The organism is Natranaerobius thermophilus JW/NM-WN-LF (assembly GCF_000020005.1).
GTDB classification, from domain to species: Bacteria; Bacillota; Natranaerobiia; order Natranaerobiales; family Natranaerobiaceae; genus Natranaerobius; species Natranaerobius thermophilus.
Genome location: NC_010718.1, coordinates 3,038,013 through 3,063,574, shown reverse-complemented (window position 1 = coordinate 3,063,574; position 25,562 = coordinate 3,038,013). Strand labels below are relative to the sequence as shown.

Genomic DNA, 25,562 nt, shown 5'->3' with positions numbered 1-25,562 from the left:
CCCAGGAAGGTAGACCGAGTTTTAAACTCGGTCCCTGGTATTTAGTATAGTATCTAAAAGTTCTTGATCAGTCAGGTCGTAGTTAAGATTTGTTCTTTCACTTTGTTTTCTCCAAGGGTGATTTTCATCTGGGACTATTCTATTTTTAGGTGATTGCGTTGTTTTAACTTTTTTGGTCATTTTAGTAGTTGAAGGCTTGTCCACAATTTGAGTTTCAAACACCATATCTTTATATTTTACTTTAACTCCAAATTTAGGATTAGATAGGACAGTAACTTTAGATTTAGGAACCAGTTGACTATTTTTATCTAAAATTTGATAGTAACTTCCTTCAAAAGAGAAAGTGGCACTGTTGTCCACAGTTCTTTTGAATTTAGAACAAAGTATATGATCAAGATTAATATCTTGATTTAAACAGGTAAAAGCCGATAGCTCATTTTCGGGCTTTAGGGCAAATCTTTTATTAAAATCAGGCAAGAAATCTTTTTGTAAAAATTCATTAGCTTTCTCCATGGTAGTTATATTGTGTAGCTTAAAAAGTGTGGGCAGTCTGCTTTGTAAAGTATCAAAAAGCCTTTCAACTCGTCCTTTTGCTTGTGGAGAGTTAGCAGGTATAATAGTGACTCCTAACTCTTCCATAGCTGCACCAAATTGAGTAGGCTTAACTTGTTTACCTGCGAGCTGTTCATCAATCGAAAGCTTGTCCGATTTAGGTGATCTAAAAATAGTGTGCTTATCGCTATAAAGACTTGCAGGAATACCATAGTTTGAAATTAACTGATGCATAATCTGAAAGTATCCCTCAAGACATTCATTTTCAACAAAAAATAATCCTAGCAAAGCTCCTGTGGCATCATCGATAGCAGCGTGTAAATCACAATCAAAGCCAGTGTCAAACCAGTCATAAGGTGAGGCGTCTATTTGTACTAAAAGTCCCATTCTGTCCTTGCGTTTGCGTCTGTGGTGACTCTTACTCTTTTTATGTTTTTTAGGACTAGAAATTCCAGCTTTACTAAGAATTCTATGAACAACTGGCCTACTGATAGAGATTTTTTCTCGCTCGTTTAAAAGTTCTGTAAAATGAGTGAAATTTGCATTTGGGTATTTTTCTAACTTTAGAGAAATGATATGTTTTTCAGTACTTTCAGGAACAGAATGATCAGGCTTTTTACCTCGGCTTTTATGTATGACAAAACTGGGTCCTTCTAGTTGCACTCCTTTCTTCAGTCGTTTAATTTGTCGATCACTGAGGTTCAAAGCTCGTGCTGCATCTCTAATGGTTAAGTAGCCATCAATTGTTTGATTGATAATATTTAGTTTTTTAATTTCTTCTTGGGTCATTTGATATGTCACCTTTTTAGTCATAGTGACATTTTCAAAGAACATTGACACATAAATTAGATACTTTTTTAACAATATTGAATATCCTTACTAAACAGTTAGACAATACCAACATAAAAAAACTTAATAAAGGTGACCTTAGTTAAAGGAGGTGGACTTAGGTCAAAATTTTGGACACCAAAAAGTTAAGTATTAAGCAGATTGCTTTGCTAGATCCTCAACATGTTGAGGAGTTAAAAACTCCAAACTTCCATGGATTCTTGTTCTGTTGTACCAGCTCTCAATGAACCTAAATAGAGCAATTTCAGCCGATTTGAAGTCTAAGTACTTAACATGGTTAACTTCTTCCTTTTTCAAAGTAGCATGAAATGATTCGATATGTGCATTGTCATAAGGGCAGCCTTTTCTGCTAAATGATTGCTTGATCCCTTTGTACCTTAAAAAACGCTTAAAGTCATCGCTAGTGTACTGGGTACCTAGATCACTATGTAGAATAAGTCCATTGCCAGGTTTCTGTGTATCATAAGCATTTTTAACAGCTTTAATAACTAAATCTGTTGTCATGGTCTTGCTAAAAGAGTATCCAACAATTTTATGGGTGTGTAAATCCATTACAGAGGCTAAGTAGCACCAGCCGTCTTTAACAGTATCAATGTATGTAATATCAGTAACCCACTTTTGATTGACAAATGTAGTTGAAAAGTCTTGTTTTAGGAGATTCTCTCGTTCGACTACTTTTTCTCTACTAGGATAAGGCCGATATTTTTTCCTGACAATTGATTTGATACCCTCTTTTCTCATTAATCGTTGGACTCTTTTTAAGCTGACTTTGTATCCTTTATTGATTAGCACAGCGTGGATCTTTGGTGCACCATATCGCTTTTTACTGTTTTTATGAATTTGAGTTATTTGATCTAATAGTTCTCTGTTTTCTTTGTCACGATTAGATTCAACTCGATTTATTGTTTCGTAATAAGTACTTCTCGGAAAGTCTAGAGCATCACAAATAGCTTTGATAGTATGCTCGTCCTTTTGTTCTTTTATAAATTCAGTAAGCTCTGTATTGTCTACTTTTTGGCGAATATGGTCATAGCCTTTTTTAAGATTTCATTCTCCTCTTTCAAGCGAGCCATTTCTTTTTGCATTTCTTCCACATCTTTTGAAGTGGCTCCCTCACTGCCAGATTGTTGGTTTGGAGAGAAATCTTTGATCCATTTATAAATAGTAACCTCTGTCACACCATATTCGCTAGACAAATCCTTCACAGAACTACCTGAATTATATAAATCTACAATTGTTCTTTTGAAGTCTTCATTATATCTCTTATTACTCATTACTGGACACATCCTTTCGTTATTAATATTGTAAGTGACTTAACCATGATGTGTCCAAGAATTTATACTAACACCAAGGATAAAAACCAATGAGTTAAGCAATTTGAGAAAATTTATATCTTATAGTTATCCACACACAACTTTAATACAGTCTAATTTGTAAAAAGCAATTCGTTATTTAGCAAAATAAACGGGGTGAGTTTGGGTGAGTTTATCGCGTCTTGCAGTAAAACGACCAATAGCTACTATTATGGTATTATTAGCCGTATTAATATTAGGATTTTTAATATACCCTCGATTACCATTAAACCTACTTCCTCAAATGAATTATCCTATGGCGGTTGTAGTGACTCAATATCCAGAAGCAGGTCCTCAGGAAATTGAAAATATGATTACGAGACCCATGGAGGAGATGGTTGGTACAACGGCTGGAATAGAAAATATTTCATCTCGATCCTATGAAGAATTGTCCATGGTTATGGTAGAATTTTCCTGGGGGACTGATATGGATTTTGCATCACTGGAAATGAGAGAAAGAATAGACACTGTTAGGGAGAATTTACCAGAAGGAGCTGAATCCCCTCAAGTCGTTAAAGTAGATCCATCCTTGATGCCAGTTATGTTTGTAAGTGTGGGACTGGAAGAAGCAGAAGGAGAACACCGAGATTTAATAGATTTAGAACACCTGGTTTCAAATCAAGTGGTTAATCGTTTAAAAAGAATTGATGGTGTGTCATCTGTAGAACTTTCTGGTGTAGGTGAAAGGGAAATAAGAGTTGATTTAAATGAAGATCAGATGGAAAAATATGATTTAAATTCTCAAGAAGTTTACGGGATACTATCAGGACAAAATATCAATGTGCCAGGTGGAAGAATTGTGGAAGAAGAACAGGAGCTTTTGGTGAGATCTGTGTCAGAATTCAGTAGTCTTGATGAACTTGAAGAAACCACTGTTGGGATAAACACACCTGATTTTCCAGGAGAAACTAGCAATGGCTTAAATGATTCATTTTCCTCTGGCGATGAGTTACCTGCTGATCAGAATCCAGAGGTTTCTACCGAATTTTCGACTGATAGAAGGCAGGGAGAAGAGTTTTCTGGTGATTATGGAGAACCAGTATATTTAGATGATATAGCAGATATTAGAGATGAGTATCAAAGGGAAAGTTTAGTTCGTCTCAATGGAGATAAAGCTTTGGGATTGATTATCCAAAAACAATCTGACGCAAATACAGTTCAAGTTACCAGAAATATTAATGAAGAATTGGCCAAAATTCAGGGTGAATACCAAGAACTTAATTTAGTACCCACCTGGAATCAAGGCAATTTTATTGAAGAAGTGCTTTCAATGGTACAACAAAATGCCGTTTTAGGAGGATTTTTGGCTGCCCTGGTACTATTTGTGTTTCTAAGAAATTATAAAAGTACCCTCATAGTAGCCATTAGCATTCCAGCATCTATTCTAGCCACTTTTCCTCTAGCTTACTTTACGGGGCTATCTCTCAATATAATGACACTATCGGGATTAGCTCTAGGGATAGGAATGTTAGTAGATAATTCAGTTGTGGTTCTAGAAAATATTTTTAGACACGTAGAACAGGGAAAACAAATTAAAGAAGCAGCTATCACGGGGACAGAAGAAGTTAGTTCTCCCATAATCGCATCAACTTTAACTACTATTGCGGTTTTTCTACCTGTATTTTTATTAGAAGACCTAGCAGGTATTATTTTTGCAGATTTGTCCTATATGGTAGTTTTTTCGCTTGCCATGTCGTTATTTACAGCTTTAACGGTTATTCCTGTACTCTCAGTGTTATTAATTGGGCATAATCAAGCCATTTCAAAGTTCATACCCATTGAAAATTTGAAAAAACGATATAAAAAAAGCCTGCACTATCTATCGAAAAAAGGAAAATATGTTTTAGGTGGAGCTATTATATTAATGGTAATATCCTTTACTTTGCTCCCAAATTTGGGTGGAGAATTTTTACCACCCATAACTAGATCCGAATTTACAGTAGACGTACGATTACCACCCGGAACTCATTTGGAAACCACAGAAGAAGTTGTTACAGAAGTAGAACAATATCTTTTAGATGAGGAAGAAGTTGACTCTGTATACGCAACCATAGGTGAGCGAGCTAGTCAAAGAGAAGGAGCAGGGTACACTCAAAGAACTCCCCATCGCGGTGAATTGATGGTGATATTGGAAACAGATGAGCAAGAAAAACTTGCCCAACAAGTTGAGAGTGAATTTTACGATCATGACCAGGCCTCAATTAGCGCTTCCGAGATGGAGGGAGATTTAGAGATGGGTGGTGATGCTATTGAAATTGACTTAATCGGTCCAGAACTTGACACACTGAGGGAACTGTCTCAAGATATAGCTAATGAAGTTTCTGAATTAGAAGTTGTTTCAAATGTTTCGAGAAACTTACCTACACCCAGACCAGAACTACAGGTTTCTCCCAAAGACGAACAAAGCATGTTAAAAGGAATTACTCCCATTCAAATGTCTCAAGACTTAGAAACTGATTTAACAGGAAGAAGAGCAACAATTTTTAGAGAAGATGGTAGAGAGATCCCCATAGTATTAGGTTACTTTAGCGAAGGACCTGAGTCTACTGAAGAAATAAAAGAAAAATACCAGGATATTGCCACAGTTGAAAAAGAGCCAGGCCCTACGGTTATCAATCGACAGGACGGTCAGCGCTATGTAACAATTTCAGCCGATTCGGAAACAAGAGATGTTCGGGGAGCGGTAAATAGTATCCAAGATAGATTAGATAATGTGGATATCCCGCAAGGTTATCGCCTAAATTATGGGGGCGCTTACGAGGATATGTGGTCCTCATATTTAGAGCTAGGTGGAGCTTTGGCTTTATCTTTGTTGCTAGTATTTATGGTCATGGCAGGTCAATTCGAATCTTTACGTTATCCTCTTGTTATTATGGTCAGCATACCTTTTTCTTTTGTAGGTGTAATTCTAGCACTATATATTTTGAATGATACTTTAAATGTGGCATCAATAATGGGGGTTATTATACTTTCAGGATTAGTTGTTAATAATGCTATTGTTTTAGTGGATTGCATTAAACGGGAAGATAGTGTCCTTGAAGGTGCTTCCCTTAGATTGAGACCCATTTTGATGACTACTATTACTACCTTGTTGGCATTAATTCCCATGGCTATTGCCGTTGGTCCTGGGTCTGAAATTCAAAACTCTTTGGCTTTTTCTCTTATAGGTGGATTGTTTAGTGCTACTCTACTAACATTAGTGATACTGCCTTTAGTAATCATCTGGATTAAATCTAGATTTAATCTAGATTAGATATATTGAATTGAGTGGAAATTTTTATGAAATTCAATTGACAATTTATGTAATTGAGTGATACTATAATTTTAAATTAAGTCAGCAAATTAGGGGAGCCGTATTGGCTGAGAGTGGACCTGAAGAGGTCCTGACCCTTTAACCTGATCTGGGTAATGCCAGCGCAGGGAATTACTCATAGATCCTGTAATGTATTAGTTAATAGGACCTTTCCCTAGATCGGGTAAAGGTCCTAATTTTTGTTAGTTGATAGTGGTTCCCAATATATAAGGAGAGTGATTAAGTGAGTGATGAACATACTAATAGATTAAGGAAGCCGCGCTTGTTTGTCACGGATTTTGATGGAACCGTTACATTTCAAGACAGTTGTAATTTAATGATTCAAACTTGTGCCCGAAATGGATGGCAAGAGCTTAATCAACAGTGGGAAAAAGGTGAGCTTACGACAAAAGATGTTGCTCGAGAGACCTTTAAGTTATTTGATTGTTCCTGGGAGGATGTTAGCAGAGCTATAAGTAATATTCAAATTGACCCTGATTTTAAAAAATTTGTTGACATAATAAATAGAGAAGGTGATCAGCTATACATTGTAAGTGATGGTTATGATTTATTAATTAAAGAAATTTTAGGTAGAGAAGGATTATCACATATTCCTTTTTACGCTAATAAATTATTGGTTAACAATAGAAATTTCAGTATGACAACACCATATTCTAATGATAACTGTCATCAGTGTGGTAGCTGCAAAACTGCAATAATTCGAAGCTTAATTAGCAATTTTAAAACTGTCCCTAAAACAATCTATGTAGGAGATGGCTATTCAGACCGATGTCCCATAGAAATTGCAGACCTTGTTTTTGCCAAAGAAAAACTATATCAAATAGCAAAATCGAAAGGAATTGAAGCTAATAAAATTAAGAGTTTTCAGGATGTAATAAATAAACTAGATATTAAAACGGAATAATCTATGGAATAAATACGAAACTATAAAACTGAATGGATACCAGCTTGGAGAAGTTGAAAAAATACAGACTAGATCAATATAATCCTTAATTAGGAGAGATAAACTTGATTGATTCAATGTATATCCAAAAAAATGTAGGTTTTTACGATCGTATAATCAGAATTGTCATTGGTATAGGTCTGATAGTTGTACCTGTACTATTTGGATTCCCTGGCTGGTTAATTGCTTTACTTGCAGCTTTAGGCGGGTCAAATATTTTAGAGGGAGTTTTGGGTTTTTGAATAATTTATCACTTAGTGGGGTGGTCTACCCTGACAAATCAATTTTTCTGATTTTAATCTTTAAGGAATAACGGCCTCATTTCAGGCATCCAATAATATTGAGGTGGGGTCGATGTTTTTCCAGTCTGGTTATTTTAAAATTCTTATTTCAGCTTGTATTTGGGGAACTGTGGGTATTTTTGCCAGATGGAGTGCAATGCCAGCTACTGACCTGGCTTTCTATAAGACATTATTTGCCTGTTTATTTTTATTGTCGATTTTGCCCAGGGAAGATCTTTTGATCACAAATAAATTTAAGGCATACATGGTTATCTTTTTAACAGGAATTTTATATGCTTTGAATGCAATTTTATTTTTATCTTCTATCTATCTAACCACTTTAAGTAATTCTCTATTTGCTTATTACACTAAACCAGTAATTGTAGCATTTTTAGCCCCTTTTTTCTTTCGAGAAACTCCGGAGTTCAGAAATATCCTGGCCATAGTCATTTCTCTGGTAGGTTTAGCCTTAATTTTAACCCCTTCTGTAGTCAGTATATCAACTCAAGACTTGGCAGGGATCGCCTTAGGTTTGTGTGCTGCTATAAGTGCTAGTCTAGTGGTGATCTTAGTAAAGCTAGTGCAATTACCGGCGCCTATAGTAGTTTATTATAAAATGGTTGTGGCCATCTTGATAATGTTGCCCTTGGTGAATTTTCAAGCTAATTTCCACCATGGGCAAATTTTTATAGCGGCAATTATAGGTGTTATTCATACTGTTTTGCCATATATTCTTTATTACTCGGGCATGCAGGTAGTAAAAGCTTCATATGGAATTACTTTAACTTACTTTGATCCTGTTGTGGCTTCTTTTTTAGGGGTGTTAATTTTTGGAGAAGAATTAACCTATCTGTCTCTAATTGGAGGGATATTAATAATAAGCAGTGGTGCAATCATAATGCGTCATTAATCAAGATTATGGGTCACACTTTAAACAAGATGTAGACTTCAACAAAATTAGCCATGAAAACCGAGGAAATTTTTGTTATAATGAGTAGAAAAAGTTTTTACGGTTTGGCGGTGACACAGGATGTATGTCTATAAAGGCAATATTCACATTCACACTAAATACTCTGATGGTACCTCTACAATTGAAGAAATAGCAGAGAAAGCAAAAAAAAGAAATTTGGATTTTATTATTATTAATGATCATAGACATTTATTAGGTAAACAGCGCAGATTAGAAGGTTATTATCATGATGTACTTGTTATTATTGGTTCTGAAATCAACCTGGAAAAAAACCATTATCTTGCTATCGGAATAGACGAGGAAATCCCTAGAAACGAAGATAATCCCCAGGAAGTTATTGATGAAGTTAATCGGCAAGGTGGGATAGGTTTTATAGCCCATCCTTACGAAAAAGGTTCTCCATTAGTCCGCAATAACAGAACATATCCTTGGACAGACTGGGATGCCCAAGGATTCACCGGGATGGAAATAATCAACTATTCCAGTCAATGGCGTGATGGAATTGATTCCAAATTACAAGGCTTATATGCAAACTTTATAAATGATCAAGCTTACTTTAAATTTCCCAATAAAGAAGCCTTTGAAAAATGGATGGAACTGACTAAAGAGCGAAGAATTGTTGGTATTGTAGGATCTGATGCCCATGCACCAATACTTTCCAAATTTTATTTTTCAATTACAGTCTTAAGCTATGACTATCTATTTAGATGTAGTAATAATTATATTTACCTTGAAGAACCTTTATCCGAAGAATATGTGACTGCAAAACAACAAGTACTAAACGCTCTATCCCGAGGAAATTTATATATATGTCATGATAGGAAAGATTCAGGAGATGGATTGGTAGCTTACTTAAAATCTTCAGATAACCACAGGTTTTTCCCTGGAAGTAAATTAAATTCAGGAACATACACTTTGGTGTGTCAATTTAAAGAGTTTGTACCTTCTAAGACTAAACTGAAATTACACATGTATCGGGACGGACATTTGATATCGGAGTATCCTTTCCCTTTTAGGGAAAAAATTCGGTTTAAGCAAGGTACATATCATCTGGTGATCTCACATCCTCGAGATGAGAATTGGATTATCTTAAATCCTTTTTATATGTGGGGTCAATAAATTAAGACTAATAGTTATCTATTGAGCTTGTTTTTAAGGAGGAATTGATTTGGCTGGTTTTAATAAAAAAACTTTTTTAAACTACTCTTTGTTTATTTTTGCAGTGCTTATCGCTTTAATGATTTTTATTCCAGAGGCGTATAGTGCTAGCCCTGGCCCTGAAAAATTAGAAGAAAATATTGACGCTAACCCTCTTATTCCCGACTTAACAAAAGAGGAGGAGTTGCGCGAAAAACTGGTTGAAGAAGCCGTTGAAATTTTAGAGACTTATTATGTGGAGGAACCTCCCCATGATATTCAAGATGCAGAAAGTTTAGAAGAGCTTTTTGAAATATTAGATGACCCTTATACCATGTACTTGTCTGAAAAAGAAAAAGAAGAATTTGCCGAATACTCTGGCGACCCTGTAAATGGTAAGGTTATTGCAGACTCTTTAGGTTATATTCAGATTAAAGAATTTAGCGAAAACTCTAGTGAAGATTTCAAACAAGTAATTATAGAACTTTTAGAAGAGGATATACAGGGTTGGGTAGTAAACCTGCGTGGTAATCCTGGAGGAACAGTTGAAGATGCAGGTAAAATTTTAGGTCATTTTGTTGGTGAACAAGATATCGTGGTGGCAGAAAATTATAGGGAACAAATTATTTGCGGATCTAAAGCAACTGAACCTCAGCTAGAAAAACCAGCAGTTTTTTTAGTTGATCGAAGGTCGGCTAGTGCAGCTGAAATGTTTGCTTATGCTATTAAAAATCAGAATAGAGGTTTAGTTATCGGGGAGAAAACTTTTGGCAAAGGTACTGTGCAAAATTTATTCCCCCTATCAGAAGGGGGAGGGTTGTTAACAACAATATATGAAGTGAAAACATTAGATGGAAAAACAATTGAAGGCAAGGGGATTGAACCGCATTTTGATTTAACGGATATTGCCATTAAGACTGAAATTTTGAAGACGACTAAGAGATCTTTGATTAAAGATGTATTGTCAGATAATTAACTTATCCATTCTTGTAAATGTGGTGATATTTTTGCAAGGAAGTAGTTCTGGTTTCTTTTCTCACAAAAATTGAAGATTTTTTTGGATACCTCTAATAGCTCTTCCTGGTCATTGTTTGAGATAGCAACTTGAATAGCTGCTAAATAATAATCTTTAGCCTGATCTAAGTCTTCTATGCTTTCCCACCCCTGGGACAATTCTAGATAATATTTAAATAATGTCTTGGTCTGGGCTTGTTTTTTAAGAATAGACTCATTTGTTACGCTGTAATTGAGTAATTTGAAAAGATTGGTTTTGTTATTACATCGGACTTCGATATTGATTAAGTTTATAATTATGTCAAGCATTTTATTAGTGTTGTTTTCTATGCTAAGTTTTTCCCAAAGCTCATAATAGATATTTTTTGCTTTTTTTAAAGCATCTGTTGCGCTATAACATTTTGCCAATAGCAGCAAGCAATCTGTCGTAATAAAATCATTCTCAATATTAGCCTTGAGCTCATTATCATCAGCTGTACAGCTATCATTACATAGTATTGAATTTATAAGTGCAATACTTGACGAATAATCGGCCTGATGGTATAAAGCCCAGGCTTTTTTATATTGCAAGAGATTTCTTTCCCTTTGATTCAAACCGTTGATGGATTCAAATGTATCGTACATAATTTCGATTAATTTTAAAGCACTATCCTCTATATCTCTATTAATAAGATTATCAATAATTCGCTGTTTGATTGCAAACAATTTATCTTTGTGATGGGGATAAAAACTATAATTTTCTTTGGACCTGATCAAATACATATACTCATTATTTAATTGTTTAGAGGAATTGTAGAAATCGGATAGCAGCTCGTAAAGTACTGCTTTTTTATCTGTTAAGCGATATTTTCGCAAAGTATTTTCCACTGATTTTAATTCTTGCTCATCAAGTGTTAAATTTCCCTCAAGCAACTCCTGTTCTTTTCTGTTAATAAAATCCTTCACTTCTTCCTTTACTTTATATCTCTCGGGCCTGTAAAAATCTTCAGTATCAACCCAGTGGATAAGTGAATAATTTAAGCTTTTATTAATATTTTCAGCAACTAGAGAAGCTACATCACTATTAAGCGGAGTTCTATTATTTTCTATTAAACTGATCAAATTTCTCGTAATGTAGTCTCCAGTGATTTCTTCCTGTCTAAGCCCGCAATTTTTTCTAATTGTTTTTAACATTTTCCCAGGGGAGGAAGTTTGAAAATTCACTCGATACCACCATCCTTTTTACCTAATATAGTTTTAATTTATAAGAATCCTTTCGTATACAATTCTTTATTAACAATAAAAATCCTTTTAGAAATTTTGATAATTTAATACACTAAGTTTTTTAAGCCGTTAATATATTAATTGATTAACACAATGCATAATCTTTTATTATAACATTTTTTTATAAATTTTGAAGGGAAATGGAAAAATAATATCGAAATTCACAATACCCTAAAAAAAGGGTGAACAAATTATAGGAAACTAACTGCAAGTTTATAGATAAGTTACGATAATTAATAAAAGGGAGGGTACTTTTTGATACACCTGACTGGTGAAAATCTAAAATTTAAAGAGATTGAAAAAGTTATCAATCACGGAGAACAAGTAGAACTGTCCACGCAAGCTAAGGAAAACATAATTGCCAGCAGGCGACTCATTGATGATTTAACTGAAAAAGAATCAATAGTATATGGAGTTACAACAGGTTTTGGTAAATTTAGTGACACTTTCATCTCTAGTGAAAATTTACAACAGCTTCAGGAAAACTTGATTTTAAGTCATTCAGCTGGAGTTGGTGAACCTTTTTCCGAGCAAGTGGTACGGGGAATGATGCTTTTTAGAGCTAATAGCCTGGCCAAGGGTCATTCTGGAATACGTTTAGAGACGGTGCAATTATTGATAGATATGTTAAATAAAGGAGTACACCCTATTATCCCTTCTAAAGGGTCTTTGGGAGCTAGTGGTGATCTAGCGCCTTTAGCTCACATGGTTTTAGTGATGATTGGAAAGGGAGAAGCATATTATCATGGCGATAGAATGGCAGGTGACAAAGCATTATCGGAGGCTGGTTTATCTCCCGTCAAACTAGGAGCAAAAGAGGGCTTGGCCTTAATAAATGGCACCCAGGCCATCGTTTCAGTGGGCACTTTAACATGGTTAAGAATGAAAAACCTTTTAAAGACTGCCGATATATGTGCAGCTATGACCATTGATTCTTTGGAAGGAATCTTGGATGCATTTCAAGACAAGATTTTTCGTCTGCGACCTCATCCGGGGCATGGCAAAACAGCTGAAAATATCCGCCGACTGCTACAGGACAGTGAAATCATAGAAAATAGGGAACACAAGCGAGTACAGGATGCTTATACACTGCGATGTATTCCTCAAATCCATGGTGCTTCTAAGGATGCCCATGAGCATATAGGGGGAATTCTTAATAGGGAAATTAATTCAACTACCGACAACCCATTGATTTTCCCTCAAGAAAATGAGGTCATATCCGGCGGAAACTTTCACGGGCAACCTTTAGCTCTACCTATGGATTATATGAGTATGGCTATAGCCGAGTTGGCCAATGTCGCCGAACGGAGGATAGAAAGACTGGTAAATCCTAATTTAAATTTTGGATTGCCTCCTTTTTTAATTAAAGATGGTGGTGTCAGTTCTGGATTTATGATTGCCCAGTACACTGCTGCATCTTTGGTAAGTGAGAATAAAAGTCTAGCTCATCCAGCTAGTGTAGACTCAATACCGAGTTCGGCTAATCAAGAAGACCATGTTAGCATGGGTACAATTGGAGCCCGAAAAGCATTATCCATACTGGAGAACACTGAAAAAGTATTGGCTATTGAGCTGTTGTGTGCCTCTCAAGCATTGGATTATAGGCAGCCACGTCAAAGTGGAAGTGGTACAAGAAAGGCTTATGAACTGGTAAGAGAACAAGTCCCCCACTTAGCCGAGGATAGAGAATTAGCTTCGGATATAGAAACTGTTGAACAGCTGATTGTTGAAGGTCGCCTAGTTTCGGAACTAGAGAAAACCATAGGAGAACTGAAGTAGCAATCATACTGATAGATTAGAAAGTTTTATCACCATGTTAATAAAAATTCGGCCTTATGTTACAAAGAGATGTTTTACTATTGTAAAGGCCGAATTTACTATAAAATTTCAGAAATCTTAAAATAGTTTAAAATTAAAGTAAATTATGATGCTTGAGAAAGGAGTGGCGATTATGTCAAGGAAGGTTAGAGCACCCAGAGGAACTGATTTGCATTGTAAAGGTTGGCAGCAGGAAGGGCCTATGAGAATGTTAATGAACAACCTTGACCCAGAAGTTGCTGAAAAGCCTGAAGAACTTATTGTTTATGGTGGTAGTGGCAAGGCAGCAAGAAACTGGGAAGCCTTTGATGCCATTGTAAAAAGTTTACAAGAACTTGAGGATGATGAAACTCTACTAGTACAATCGGGAAAACCTGTGGGAGTATTTAAAACCCATTCTCAAGCACCTCGGGTGCTAATTGCAAATTCACTGTTGGTTCCATCCTGGGCAGATTGGGATCAATTCAGGGAACTAGAGAAACAGGGTTTGACCATGTATGGACAAATGACTGCGGGTAGTTGGATTTATATTGGCACCCAGGGAATATTACAGGGTACCTATGAAACATTTGGAGCGGCTGCTGATAAACATTACAATGGAGATTTGTCCGGAAAGTTTGTACTAACTGCTGGCCTTGGAGGAATGGGGGGTGCCCAACCTTTAGCTGTGACCATGAATAATGGTGTGGTATTATGCGTAGAAGTTGACAGGGAACGTATAGAAAGAAGAATTGATTATCAATATTTAGATAAAATGGCAGAAAATTTGGACGAAGCGTTAGAGTTAGTGGATGAAGCCGTCTCCGAGAAAAAACCCCTTTCTATTGGGCTTTTAGGGAACGCAGCTTCTATTTATCCGGAATTAGTTAAAAGGGGTAGAATTCCGGATATGGTAACTGACCAAACATCGGCTCACGACATCCTAAATGGGTATGTACCAGCAGATTTAGACTTTCCTTATGCTTTAGAGCTCAGACATCAAGATCCAGAAAAATACATGAAGCTTTCAAAATCAAGTATAGCGAAACATGTGGAAGCCATGCTTGAATTTCAAAAACAAGGAGCTATAGTTTTTGACTATGGGAACAATATCCGACAGCAAGCTTACATTGAAGGTATTACTAAAGCTTTTGATTTTCCCGGTTTTGTTCCGGCTTATATACGTCCGCAATTTTGTGAAGGCAAAGGGCCCTTCCGCTGGGTAGCTCTATCAGGGGATCCGGAAGATATATATCGTACAGATCGATTAATATTAGAAGAGTTTTCAGACAATGAACATTTATGTCGCTGGATTAAAATGGCTGGTGAACAAGTGAGCTTTCAGGGACTTCCCTCCAGAATTTGTTGGTTAGGTTACGGTGAGAGAGCTCGATTTGGGAAGTTGATCAATGATCTAGTAGCTAAAGGTGAAATTAAAGCACCAATTGTTATTGGCCGAGACCACTTAGATTGTGGTTCAGTAGCTTCACCAAATAGAGAAACTGAAGGCATGAAAGATGGCAGTGATGCCATTGCTGATTGGCCTATTTTGAATGCTTTAATTAATACGGCTGCTGGGGCTCACTGGGTATCGGTACATCATGGCGGAGGTGTGGGAATAGGTTATTCCCTTCACGCTGGAATTGTAGTCATGGCAGATGGCAGTAAGGACGCCGAAGAACGACTTGAACGAGTTTTAACTTCAGATCCTGGAACAGGTATTATTAGGCATGTAGATGCCGGTTATGAACTAGCTAAAAAAACTGCCAGTGAGCAGGGAGTTAATATACCCATGTGGAGCTAACTAGTTTTATTAATAAAAAATTAACTCATAAATATAGGAGGTGGTTTTACAAACTCAAGTATTTGGCTCATAGTGATTCCATTGTTTATTGGTTATTGGTAATTTACTAATAATAGGAGGGATGAAATATGGCTTTAATTGAATGTGTACCTAATTACAGTGAGGGGAGAGACAAGGCAATAATCGAAAAAATTGAGTCACATTTTAAAGACAAGGAAGGTATCAAACTTTTAGACACAGCGCCCGATGAAGATCATAACCGAACTGTTATAACTGTAGTTGGAGAACCAGAACCTCTTGTAGAAGCTGTGATAGCTTCGGCAAAAACTGCCCATGAAGAAATTGATATGACAAAACATCAGGGTGAACACCCTCGAATGGGAGCTACAGATGTAATACCATTAACACCAGTGAAGGATATATCCATGGAAGAATGTGTAGAACTTTCCAAGGATATTGCCAAACGGCTAGGAGAAGACTTGGATATTCCCGTATTTATGTATGAAGAATCAGCTACAAGAAAGGACAGGAAAAACTTAGCTAAAGTAAGGAAAGGGGAGTATGAAGGGGTTAAAAAACGAATAAATGAAGAAGGGGAAGAACCAGATTATGGACCTGCAAAAATGCACGAAACTGCTGGAGCTACTGCAGTAGGAGCTAGAAAACCCCTTGTTGCTTATAATGTGAATTTAAGCACTTCTGATGTGGATATAGCAAAGAAAATTGCCAAAAATATTCGCCAAAGAAGTGGTGGCTTAAAAAATGTTAAAGCTCTGGGAATATATTTAGATGATAGGCAAGTTGCTCAGGTGACTATGAACTTGGTTGATGTAAATCAAACCCCTATTTATAGGGTGCAAGAATTAATTAAAATCGAAGCTGCTAGATATGGAGTATACATCACTGATTGTGAAATAGTGGGGCTAACCCCTGTAGAGGCTCTAATTGATGTTGCTCGCTATTATCTACAGCTAGATGGATTTGATTCGGAACAAGTCTTAGAAAACCGATTGATTGATTAATGTAAAAATATCAACTATTATAAAAAATTATTTCAAAAAGATTCCATGGATTGATCAGAATAGTCCCGGACTATAGCGTCCGGGGCTGTCATTCTTTTATGAGGGGGGTATATATGGTTAAAGATCTAAAAGCTGTTGATAAAATAGTTATTAACGCAGGAGAGCTAGTAACAGCAGCTGGTAATAGTGACCGCCCCAAAGTTGGGACAGAACTTAACAACCTCGGTTTAATTCAAAATGGGGCTGTAGCTATTAAAGGTGACAGAATTGAAGCTGTGGGGACTACCGAGTCAGTAATTGAACAAGTGGAAGTCACAGCTAAAACTAAAGTGATAGACGCCCGTGGGAAAACAGTAATGCCTGGTTTTGTTGACCCACACACTCACATTATATTTGGCTCTACCAGGGAAAAAGAACTGGGATTGCGTATCGAAGGAGCGGAATATTTAGAAATATTAAAAGCCGGAGGAGGCATTTTAGGTACTGTCGAATCTACGCGCCAAACATCGGAAGATGAATTATATTATGCTGGAAAACAGCGATTAGACACTTTTTTAAAAGAGGGAGTAACAACCGTAGAATCCAAAAGTGGCTATGGCCTTGATACAGCAACAGAACTTAAACAGCTAAGAGTTGCTAACAAACTTGGGAAAACTCATCCCGCAGATGTAGTTCATACATTTTTGGGAGCCCATGCCATTCCCAAAGAGCATAAAGATAACCCGGACAAGTATATAGAAATAGTTGTAGAAGAGATGTTGCCCCGGGTTATAGAAGAAAATCTGGCGGAATTTTGTGATGTGTTTTGTGAAGAAGGTGTATTCAACATAGATCAGTCCAGGAAAGTCTTACAAACTGCCAGGACAAAAGGTATATTGCCCAAAATCCATGCCGATGAGATTAATCCCCTGGGAGGGGCAGAACTGGCCGCAGAATTAGGTGCCGTCTCTGCAGATCATCTTGGTAAAGCTACAGATCGAGGTATAAAAGAAATGGCAGAAAAAGGAGTAGTGGCTGTTCTACTTCCCGGGACACTGTTTTTCTTAATGAAGGATGAGTATGCTAGAGGCAGAAGAATGGTTGAAGAAGGAGTTCCTGTAGCCTTATCCACGGATAGAAATCCTGGTTCATCACCAACTGAATCTATGAGTTTAATTGTTTCTCTTGCCTGTTTAAAAATGAAATTACTCCCCAGTGAGGCGATCAATGCAGCTACTATAAATGCTGCACATGCCATTAACAGGGGACATCTCATTGGAAGTATCGAAAAAGGTAAACAAGCTGATATTGTGATTTTTGATATGCCGAACCATGAGTACTTGCCTTATCATTATGGGATTAATCACGTGGAACGTGTGATTAAGAAAGGTACTATTGTGGTTTGACATCAGAAAATAACTTAATACTGTTAAACATCATTAATATTACATTGATCGTTTTTTGTTAACTAGGGGCTGTCCCAAAAAGTGATAATTTTTGGGATAGCCCCTTTCTTAGATTAGCCCATTTATCTACATTCAAATTTAACGCAGTCTTTATTTAACTGTAAAAGTAATAAATTCTAAAACTGAGGAAAATATAAAAATACCAGTTTAGTTAACAGGAGGGTGACAGAGATTGATTCAAAATCAAGCTGATAGTCAGGAAAAACCCCAATTTTACGTAGCTGTTGGGTTGATGTCTGGTTTATTTTCGGGAATTATTGCATCGGCTGTTCTCTGGGGTGGATGGTTGTTGCCAGCCTTAGGGCTTTTAATTACTAGGGTGAGTTTATTTTATGGATTATTAGTTATAATGGCTGTTACCATAATAGCAGGAGGTATTTATGGATTTATTGCCAGGAACAAAATTAATAGTCTTGTACAAAGTTTATACATTGGGATTGGAGTAGGATTTGGGCTTTGGTTGCTTGGTCCTGTGACTTTAATTCCCTTGACTTTTGGTATGCCCCCTATGTTTGCTGAGTTAGAGGAATTTGGGCTATCATTTGTCACTTTCTTGGGGTATGGAATCTCATTATCTTTAATTTATCAGGTTTGGATTGGCAATGTGGCAGGTATGTTGCGCTGGGTGATTCCTTGGGCTATGATAGTAATTGGCTTAGTGGCAGTTCCCGTTCTTTTAAGGGGAGCTATGACGACTAGTCCAAGGAATCTGGAGTTTCCTGGCCGTTACGATATGGAAGTAGTTGTCAAAAATTTAACTTATCCTACTAGCATCACTTTTTGTGATGAAGACTATCTATATGTAGCAGAAGCGGGTTACAGTTATGGAGAAAAGGAAACCACACCAAGAATTATAAAATTAGATCCTGAAGGGACTTTTGTTTCCGATTTGAATAATGATTTTGAAGGCCCTATTAATGGTTTGACTTATCATGAAGGACATCTTTATGTTTCTCATAGAGGTACGATAACTCGCATGACCACAAGTGGTGAAGAAATGGAGGATGTCGTCACTGGTCTGCCCTCAAAAGGTGATCATCATAATAACGAGGTGGTATTCTGTCAAGAAGGATACATGTATTTTGGGCAGGGAAGTGCCACCAATTCCGGAGTAGTAGGGGAAGATAACTTTATGTATGGATGGCTGCAAGATCATCCTGAATTTCATGATGTCCCTCCTGTGGATATTACTTTAAGAGGAGAGAATTTTTCTTCCAGAGATTTAGCAGATCCAGATCCTACTGCGGAAGTTCAGACAGGTGGTTTCTCCCCCTTTGGGACGACTACAGAAGACGGTCAAATAAAAGAAGGAAAAACGCCAGGAAATGCTGCTATTTACAGAGTAGATCCTGATAATGATTACGAACTTGAACTGTGGGCTTGGGGACTTAGAAATCCTTATGGTTTAGCCTTTGATCAAGACTACGAAGAACTATATGCCACAGTTCTAGGTTATGATGACCGCGGTAGTCGGGCTGTTAGCGATTCTCCCGATTGGATATACGAAATAGAAAAAGATGGGTTTTATGGCTGGCCTGATTTTGCTGGCGAAGATCCTATAAGTGAATCAGAATTTGAAAGTGACCGGGGGGAAAACAGGGACTTGTTGTTAGAAGATCCACCTGATCCAGAGCCACCTTTAACAGAATTCCCTCCTCACTATTCGCCTATGAAATTGGCTTATTCCGAGGAATTTTCCGATGAAGGAGATTTATTTGTGGCGGTTTTTGGCGATGGCGAACCTTTAACAGGTGAGGTTGAGGAAGCTGTACCGGCCCAGGTAATGACTGTAGACACTGAAACTGGGGAATTTGCTACTTTTATTGAGAACAAAGATGAACCAAGGTCCGGAAGATTTGGTGAAGGTTTGAATAGGCCAATAGCGGTTAAATTTGACCCTCAAGGGGAGCATCTTTACCTTTTAGACTTTGGAGTATTCGAATTTCCAGATATGACCCCTAATGCAATCCCAAAGAGTGGAGTACTATGGAGAATTTCCAAATCAGATTAAACAACTATTGACATACTCTAACAGCTAAAGCAGTGGGCTTTCTGCTGGTGTTTATTGTAAACTTTTACTTTTTATATTGATGTCTGTGTGTAGTAAAATAACATAGGTTACTGAAGTTTTAAGTTAACACCGGTATCAGGGTTTTGGGAAAACTCCCTATACCGGTTTCTTAATTATGATTTGAAGGGATGTGAGTTTTTTAATCGAATAATAATGATAAGTCCACTAATGGCTGTTAAGACTTGGACTTGCCCCTTCTTTAACCCTCAATGACCCCCATAGGAAGAAAAAATGTAGATCAATTTATATTATAGCCCAAGCTTTATCTTGGAGGTGAAAAAGTTGAGTTCTCAAGAATTTGAATTTTGTCAGGCATGTGGCAGGGAAGATAAAGAAAGTTTGGAAAATTATATGGTAAGGAAAAATTTTGCTTTTGGAAAAAACTTTCCCATTGAATATGAAGAGATGAGTCTGTGTATTCAGTGTAGGGAGAACTATGAACGTAAAAATAGTCGTATGAAAGTCTTGGCAGTTATAGTTTTAGCTGTGATTTTAATTTTTATGGGGATTAATTTCACTATTTTAATAAGCCCAGCCATTTTTTGATTTTTTTGAAAATATTTTAAAATTTTAAAGGAAAAAAGTAGTTGCGTGTCGAATATACTTTATTACTATATTCCTTTTGGATTATCTTTGAGAATTAGAGATTATTCAGGGAATATAAATAAACTCTTCCTAAGAAGAGTATCCAGGAGGATGGAAAATGTGATCAAAAATTTAGGTTTAATACCAAGACTTGTTATTGCTATTATTTTAGGTACTGTTATTGGTATGTTTTTTCCTGAATGGACGGGAGACTTACTCTATACCCTGTCGAGTATTTTTGGTCAGCTGTTGTTTTATGTAGTTCCTTTAATTATTTTGGCCTTTATTATTCCAGGTATTGCTGAGCTGGGAGAGAAGCCGGGGAAAATGTTGGGTTTGACTGCAGGAGTGGCTTATCTATCAACAATTATTGCGGGAACCATAGCTTTTTTCGCTGCCATGTTTATCATTCCTAGTATTACTCCAGAACTGGTGGAAGTGGAAGAAAGTACAGGTTTATCAACTTTTATTGAGATTGAAATTGAACCTTTAATGGGTATTATGACTGCATTAGTAACAGCTTTTATATTTGGTATTGGTATCAACTATCTAAAAAATGTCAAAGAAGAAAAAACATTGTATAGATTCATGTTGGAATTTAGGGAAGTTACAAGAATGGTAATTCAAAAGGTTATTATCCCATTACTCCCACTGTATATTGCAGGTATTTTTGCCAACATGGCTGCTGAAGGGACTGTTTTTACAACACTAGGTTTATTTGCACCTTTATTTGGTCTGGTAATTGGTGTTCAGCTACTCTATTTGCTAATGCAATATACAGTAGCCAACCGACTTTCGCCTAAAAACCCGATTTTCGGGAGTATTCGAAAAATGGTCCCAGCTTATACCACTGCTTTGGGCACGGTATCAAGTGCGGCTACTTTACCGGTTACTTTAAAAAGTGCAAAAACCCTAAGTGTACCTGAAAAAATTACTGATTTAGTTGTACCTTTAGGCGCTACCATCCACTTAGCTGGTAGTACCATTGCCCTAACCATTAGTGCAGTAACTGTTTACCTACTTCATATTGGTACACCAGATTTTCTATCTTTTCTCCCTTTCATCATGATGTTAGGAGTTGTTATGATCGGTGCACCTGGAGTTCCTGGTGGAGCGGTCATGGCGGCTTTGGGACTTTTGGGTTCGATGCTGGGCTTTGGTGAAACAGAGATAGCGTTGATGATAGCCCTTTATATGGGTCAAGACCCCTTTGGTACTGCGTGTAACGTAACTGGAGATGGTGCTAACAGTATTATTGTCAGTGCTTTTGCTAAAGAACCTGGTTCCCAGCCTACAGAACCGGATTCAGGTGTTCAGGAACCAATAATTGATGAGCAAATGACTCCAAAGGTAGAGGGTTAGGAGATGCTAAAGCTAATATGGCGGGACTTTAGAAGTCCCGCTTTTTTTATGTTTATTCGATTATGTTATAATTTGATAAGATGTTAAATAATTTGAGAAGAACCGAGGTGACAACCATGATTGGAGACTTTTCCGGGTCAGGTAATCAAAACAAAGGCAATGGTAAAGATCCCCTTGATAAATTAATTGATTTTTCAAAATACAAGCGCAGGAAACAAGGCCAAGATAAACATGAAGCCAGTAATACTGAGGAATCATTGAAAAACAAGGAAACAAACCATGCCAGTATTTTTCCTTCCCAATACCCTGAACCACCTGTTGACGATGAAATCAGAGCTAGATTCCAACATTTACAGTCACTGATTGACAAAATAAATAATCAATTGGAACAAGAGGCTAGGCCTGGAGATTTTCCTAACAATATCAGTCAAAGTGCCAGTGACTTCAAAATAAATTATCCTGAAGAGCTTAACCCACAACAGCTGGAGGCAGTTACTTACTGCAATGGGCCTTTATTAATCATAGCAGGCGCAGGGACTGGTAAAACTAGAACTTTGGTATACCGGGTTTCTTATTTACTAGAATCGGGGATTCCCCCCCAAGAAATTTTACTTTTAACATTTACACGAAAGGCTGCCCGAGAAATGCTGGAAAGAGTCAAAAAACTCTTAGGCACTGAAAGTACTGATAGAATTAAAGGAGGGACTTTCCATTCTTTTGCAAATAATGTCTTGAGAAGATACTCGGGCCTAGTTGGTTTATCCCCTGATTTTTCTGTTTTGGATCAGATTGATTCACAAGATGTGGTGGATTTACTTAGAACTGAATATGATTTTCACAGACAAGAAAAAGCTTTTCCCAAGAAAGAGCGGATTTTCGAGATTATTTCCAAAAGCAGGAATACTCAAAAATCAATAGGTCAAGTGATAAGTGAAGAGTTTTCCGGATTAGATGATTATATAGATGAAATTGATACTATCGCCCAAGCTTACCATAAATACAAAAGACACTATAATCTGATGGATTTTGATGACCTGTTATTGGTTTTACGAGATAATCTGAGAGACAATTCTACTTTCCGTAAACAGTTGTCTTCGGAATTATCCTACATACTTGTAGACGAATTCCAAGATACTAATGTTGTTCAAAACGAGATAGTTAATTTGCTTGGTTCACAATCTAGGAATATCACCGTAGTAGGAGATGATTTCCAAAGCATCTATGCTTTTAGAGGAGCTAATTGGGAAAATATCCTCTTGTTTCCTCAAAATTATCCCGATGCAAAGTTAATAAAGCTTGAGAAAAACTACAGATCGCACAATAAAATTCTCAAATTTGCCAATGAAATAGTGGATTCGGCTCAAATAGGCTATCAAAAACATCTCTCCTCTGAGTTCCATGAGGGTACGCTACCTCAATTTATTAAATATTATTCCCAGGAGGAGGAAGCAGAAGCTATAGTTTCTGAGATACTTGCTTTACGGGAACAAGGCTTTTCATATAAGGATATGGCTGTATTGTACAGAGCTGGTTTCCACGGCAATTATATTCAGGCAGAACTTTTGAGGAGGAAAATTCCATACGTTGTTTACGGTGGTATTAAGTTTATGGAGAGAAAGCATGTTAAAGATCTGGTCTCTTATTTAAGGTTAACAGTCAATCCCATAGATGCTGTTTCTTGGAATCGATTTTTAAAAATGATTCCAGGGATCGGAAGGGTAAGAGCTAGCCAAATTGTTGAAGAAATCACTGAACAGGATGGGCGTTTGAACTTTAATAATTTTAAGGGGACGAGCTATTATAAGTCTTTATTATCTTTACAAGAAGTTTTATTAGAAGCTGGAAAAAAGGGGATTTCACCTTCTAACAGTGTTGCTCGGATAATTGAATATTATTACCCAATACTGGAAAAACAAGAAGTGGATGCTTCGGAACGAAAAAATGACTTAGAAGTTCTCTATCATTTATCCCAGAATTACTCGGAATTAGAACAATTTTTGGCTGATTTATCCTTAGAACCTCCTGCCAATAAATTTCAACAAGAAACAACCCCTGCATTAAATGAAGCTGAAGACGACGATAGCTTGGTGATATCTACCATTCACTCTGCTAAGGGTCTAGAATGGAATACGGTTTTTATTCCTCACTTACTAGATGGCTTGTTCCCTAGTTCTAAGTCCCTGAGAGATCCATTTATACTAGAAGAAGAACGTCGATTGTTTTATGTGGCTATAACACGGGCTAAAGAAAAACTATATCTATCAATGCCCCATCAGGTAGTATCGTATAATGGTTACTTTATCCAACCCTCTAGATTTTTAAAAGATCTGGACCCTGCTTGCTATCATTTTCAGGCCTTTTTCCAGGATAACAAAGAATAAGTAAAGTTATAAAAATAAATCTATTTTTCAGGGTTTTCACTTTATGAGAAAATTTGATAGAATATTAGTGACGCGAAATATTATATATTAATTCAAAAATATTTTGGAAGGAGTATTATTATGTCTGCCGGTACACCCAATCAAAATAAGAGTAAAAAGCTAAATTGGGCAACCTTAATGGTTATGTCTACTGCCTATATGGCAGTTGTTTTAAATATGCAGGGTATCAAAGCTTTATTACCCCGCATACAACAAGAATTTATGATCACCGGTTTTGAAGCGGGTTTGTATTCTACTTTCTATTTTGCTAGTGCTACCTTGATTGCTATTTATAGTGGCCGGATAGTTGACTCTATAGGGCCTAAAAGAGGTTTAATTTTTGGTGTAGGTTCTGTTGGTATATTAATTATATTACAGGCAATTAGCCCTACTTATTTACTTATCTTGTTCTTGGCTTTCTTTGCCGGGTTTGGATTTAGTATTGTCACCCCTTCTGCAAGTAAAGGGGTGTTAAATATTGTACCTAAAGAGAAACGTGCCTTTTCTTTAGGGGTTACTCAGTCAGGGGCGAGTATAGGTGGAATTTTAGGTGCCTTAATTTTACCTCCCTTAGCCGAGGTGCTAGGTTGGCGAACGGCGCTGTTATTTTCCGCTGGTTTTGCAATTCTAATGAGTTTGTTTATAGTTAAATTTTATAAAACAGATGCGTCAAATCAAGGGAACGGGAATGATTCCCAAGACAGTAATCAACAAAATTCATCGCTAAAAGACGATGTTTTTTACTTATTAAAATTTAAGTATTTAGTTTGGATATGTGTAATGGGAGCAGTTTTTGGCATGGGTATTAGCTCTGTGGCTACACATTTACCTTTATACTTACAGCAAGATATAGGTTTTGGTAGTACTTTGGCTGGTATAGGTCTGGCTGTTTTCCAGGCAGGTGGGATTTTGGCCCATCTCGGTTGGGGCTGGTTTAGCGACTCCGTGTTAAATGGAGACCGGCGTACGGCCCTTGTTATTGTTGGTATACTTGTGGCTGTATTGTCCCTGTTGGTGGGCGGTGTAGTGACACCGGCAGCAGCAAATATTTCACCAGTATTAGTCATGCTATCTGCTTTTTTACTTGGTTTGACGATTCTGGGTCTTCCTGCCCTTTATCTTTCAGCAATTGGGGAAGCAGTTGAGGATAGATATGTTGGAACAGCTACTGGAATTGCTTTGACTTTTGTTCGGGTTGCAAATGTGATTTTCCCACCTATTTTTGGTTTGTTTGCCGATTTGAGTGGTGATTATGGTATTAGCTGGATATTCTTAGGTTTAATTATCATGGCTATCTCAATCAGTTTTTACTGGTTTACAAAAGAAAGTAGTAGTTATCAGACCAGTAGCAGCAGGACCGTTTAAGGTCCTGTTTTGTTTAG

At 36.9% G+C, this 25,562-nt stretch carries 18 protein-coding genes and 1 riboswitch; of the genes, 15 read left to right on the top strand and 3 right to left on the bottom strand.

Going from position 1 to position 25,562, the window contains the following annotated elements; genetic code table 11:
* Positions 1–21: 21 nt before the first annotated feature.
* Both NTHER_RS14275 and NTHER_RS15735 read right to left on the bottom strand, forming a co-directional pair.
* On the bottom strand, positions 22–1,386 hold the full coding sequence (locus NTHER_RS14275; protein ID WP_052292019.1) for an ISNCY family transposase: 1,365 nt from the start codon (positions 1,384–1,386) through the stop codon (positions 22–24).
* 147 nt (positions 1,387–1,533) lie between these two features.
* Positions 1,534–2,675 (bottom strand): IS3 family transposase gene (locus tag NTHER_RS15735; RefSeq protein WP_414628103.1). Its coding sequence is split into 2 segments (ribosomal slippage): positions 1,534–2,435 and positions 2,435–2,675, totalling 1,143 coding nucleotides; the frame shifts between segments, so codons are not numbered across the junction.
* 205 nt (positions 2,676–2,880) lie between these two features.
* Between NTHER_RS15735 and NTHER_RS14260 the strand changes: the two genes are divergently transcribed.
* The 6 genes from NTHER_RS14260 (at position 2,881) to NTHER_RS15470 (ending at position 10,373) form a co-directional block, all read left to right on the top strand.
* Positions 2,881–6,006 (top strand): efflux RND transporter permease subunit, encoded by a 3,126-nt coding sequence (locus NTHER_RS14260; protein WP_012449208.1) that lies wholly within the window; start codon positions 2,881–2,883, stop codon positions 6,004–6,006.
* 81 nt (positions 6,007–6,087) lie between these two features.
* A riboswitch (TPP riboswitch) is annotated at positions 6,088–6,193 on the top strand.
* Between the two features lie 96 nt (positions 6,194–6,289).
* Positions 6,290–6,970, top strand: coding sequence for an MtnX-like HAD-IB family phosphatase (locus NTHER_RS14255; RefSeq protein ID WP_012449207.1), 681 nt, complete (start codon positions 6,290–6,292; stop codon positions 6,968–6,970).
* A 104-nt stretch (positions 6,971–7,074) separates the two neighbouring features.
* Entirely contained in the window at positions 7,075–7,251 is a 177-nt protein-coding gene (locus NTHER_RS15730; protein ID WP_012449206.1) for a YgaP-like transmembrane domain, read from the top strand.
* Positions 7,252–7,363: 112 nt separating this feature from the next.
* Positions 7,364–8,200: a DMT family transporter gene (locus NTHER_RS14250; RefSeq protein ID WP_012449205.1), complete on the top strand. Its 837-nt coding sequence runs from the start codon at positions 7,364–7,366 to the stop codon at positions 8,198–8,200.
* 120 nt (positions 8,201–8,320) lie between these two features.
* Positions 8,321–9,379, top strand: a complete 1,059-nt coding sequence (locus tag NTHER_RS15475; RefSeq protein ID WP_012449204.1) for a PHP domain-containing protein — start codon at positions 8,321–8,323, stop codon at positions 9,377–9,379.
* A 49-nt stretch (positions 9,380–9,428) separates the two neighbouring features.
* Positions 9,429–10,373 carry a S41 family peptidase gene (locus NTHER_RS15470; RefSeq protein WP_012449203.1) on the top strand — a complete coding sequence of 315 codons (945 nt, stop codon included), beginning with the start codon at positions 9,429–9,431 and terminating at the stop codon, positions 10,371–10,373.
* On the opposite strand, the gene NTHER_RS14235 is transcribed toward NTHER_RS15470, so the two are convergent.
* The gene (locus NTHER_RS14235) at positions 10,370–11,614 is read right to left on the bottom strand and encodes a helix-turn-helix domain-containing protein (protein WP_012449202.1); all 1,245 of its coding nucleotides are present in this window, start codon (positions 11,612–11,614) and stop codon (positions 10,370–10,372) included. The two genes, NTHER_RS15470 and NTHER_RS14235, sit on opposite strands and share 4 nt — an antisense overlap.
* 315 nt (positions 11,615–11,929) lie before the next feature.
* On the opposite strand from NTHER_RS14235, the gene hutH reads away from it, so the two are divergent.
* From hutH to NTHER_RS14190, 9 genes are all read left to right on the top strand, one after another.
* Positions 11,930–13,453 (top strand): histidine ammonia-lyase, encoded by a 1,524-nt coding sequence (gene hutH / locus NTHER_RS14230; protein ID WP_012449201.1) that lies wholly within the window; start codon positions 11,930–11,932, stop codon positions 13,451–13,453.
* A 172-nt stretch (positions 13,454–13,625) separates the two neighbouring features.
* A complete protein-coding gene (hutU, locus tag NTHER_RS14225) occupies positions 13,626–15,275 on the top strand; it encodes a urocanate hydratase (protein ID WP_012449200.1) in 1,650 nt (549 codons plus the stop codon).
* 128 nt (positions 15,276–15,403) lie between these two features.
* Positions 15,404–16,297, top strand: coding sequence for a glutamate formimidoyltransferase (ftcD, locus tag NTHER_RS14220; RefSeq protein WP_012449199.1), 894 nt, complete (start codon positions 15,404–15,406; stop codon positions 16,295–16,297).
* Between the two features lie 113 nt (positions 16,298–16,410).
* Positions 16,411–17,682, top strand: coding sequence for an imidazolonepropionase (hutI, locus tag NTHER_RS14215; RefSeq protein ID WP_012449198.1), 1,272 nt, complete (start codon positions 16,411–16,413; stop codon positions 17,680–17,682).
* Between the two features lie 232 nt (positions 17,683–17,914).
* Positions 17,915–19,753: a PQQ-dependent sugar dehydrogenase gene (locus tag NTHER_RS14210; protein WP_012449197.1), complete on the top strand. Its 1,839-nt coding sequence runs from the start codon at positions 17,915–17,917 to the stop codon at positions 19,751–19,753.
* Between the two features lie 342 nt (positions 19,754–20,095).
* Complete coding sequence (locus NTHER_RS14205) at positions 20,096–20,359, top strand: hypothetical protein (RefSeq protein WP_012449196.1); 264 nt, start codon at positions 20,096–20,098, stop codon at positions 20,357–20,359.
* Positions 20,360–20,521: 162 nt separating this feature from the next.
* Positions 20,522–21,760, top strand: coding sequence for a dicarboxylate/amino acid:cation symporter (locus NTHER_RS14200; protein WP_193336913.1), 1,239 nt, complete (start codon positions 20,522–20,524; stop codon positions 21,758–21,760).
* Between the two features lie 92 nt (positions 21,761–21,852).
* Positions 21,853–24,141 carry an ATP-dependent helicase gene (locus NTHER_RS14195; RefSeq protein WP_158438304.1) on the top strand — a complete coding sequence of 763 codons (2,289 nt, stop codon included), beginning with the start codon at positions 21,853–21,855 and terminating at the stop codon, positions 24,139–24,141.
* A 120-nt stretch (positions 24,142–24,261) separates the two neighbouring features.
* Positions 24,262–25,545, top strand: coding sequence for an MFS transporter (locus tag NTHER_RS14190; RefSeq protein ID WP_012449193.1), 1,284 nt, complete (start codon positions 24,262–24,264; stop codon positions 25,543–25,545).
* Positions 25,546–25,562: the final 17 nt, after the last annotated feature.

Bases quoted from the DNA above. Each gene is read 5' to 3' on its own strand.
- NTHER_RS14190 (WP_012449193.1), top strand. From the start codon at position 24,262: ATGTCTGCCGGTACACCCAATCAAAATAAGAGTAAAAAGCTAAATTGG.
- hutI (WP_012449198.1), top strand. From the start codon at position 16,411: ATGGTTAAAGATCTAAAAGCTGTTGATAAAATAGTTATTAACGCAGGA.
- NTHER_RS14275 (WP_052292019.1), bottom strand. From the start codon at position 1,386: ATGTTCTTTGAAAATGTCACTATGACTAAAAAGGTGACATATCAAATG.
- hutU (WP_012449200.1), top strand. From the start codon at position 13,626: ATGTCAAGGAAGGTTAGAGCACCCAGAGGAACTGATTTGCATTGTAAA.
- NTHER_RS14250 (WP_012449205.1), top strand. From the start codon at position 7,364: ATGTTTTTCCAGTCTGGTTATTTTAAAATTCTTATTTCAGCTTGTATT.
- ftcD (WP_012449199.1), top strand. From the start codon at position 15,404: ATGGCTTTAATTGAATGTGTACCTAATTACAGTGAGGGGAGAGACAAG.
- NTHER_RS15475 (WP_012449204.1), top strand. From the start codon at position 8,321: ATGTATGTCTATAAAGGCAATATTCACATTCACACTAAATACTCTGAT.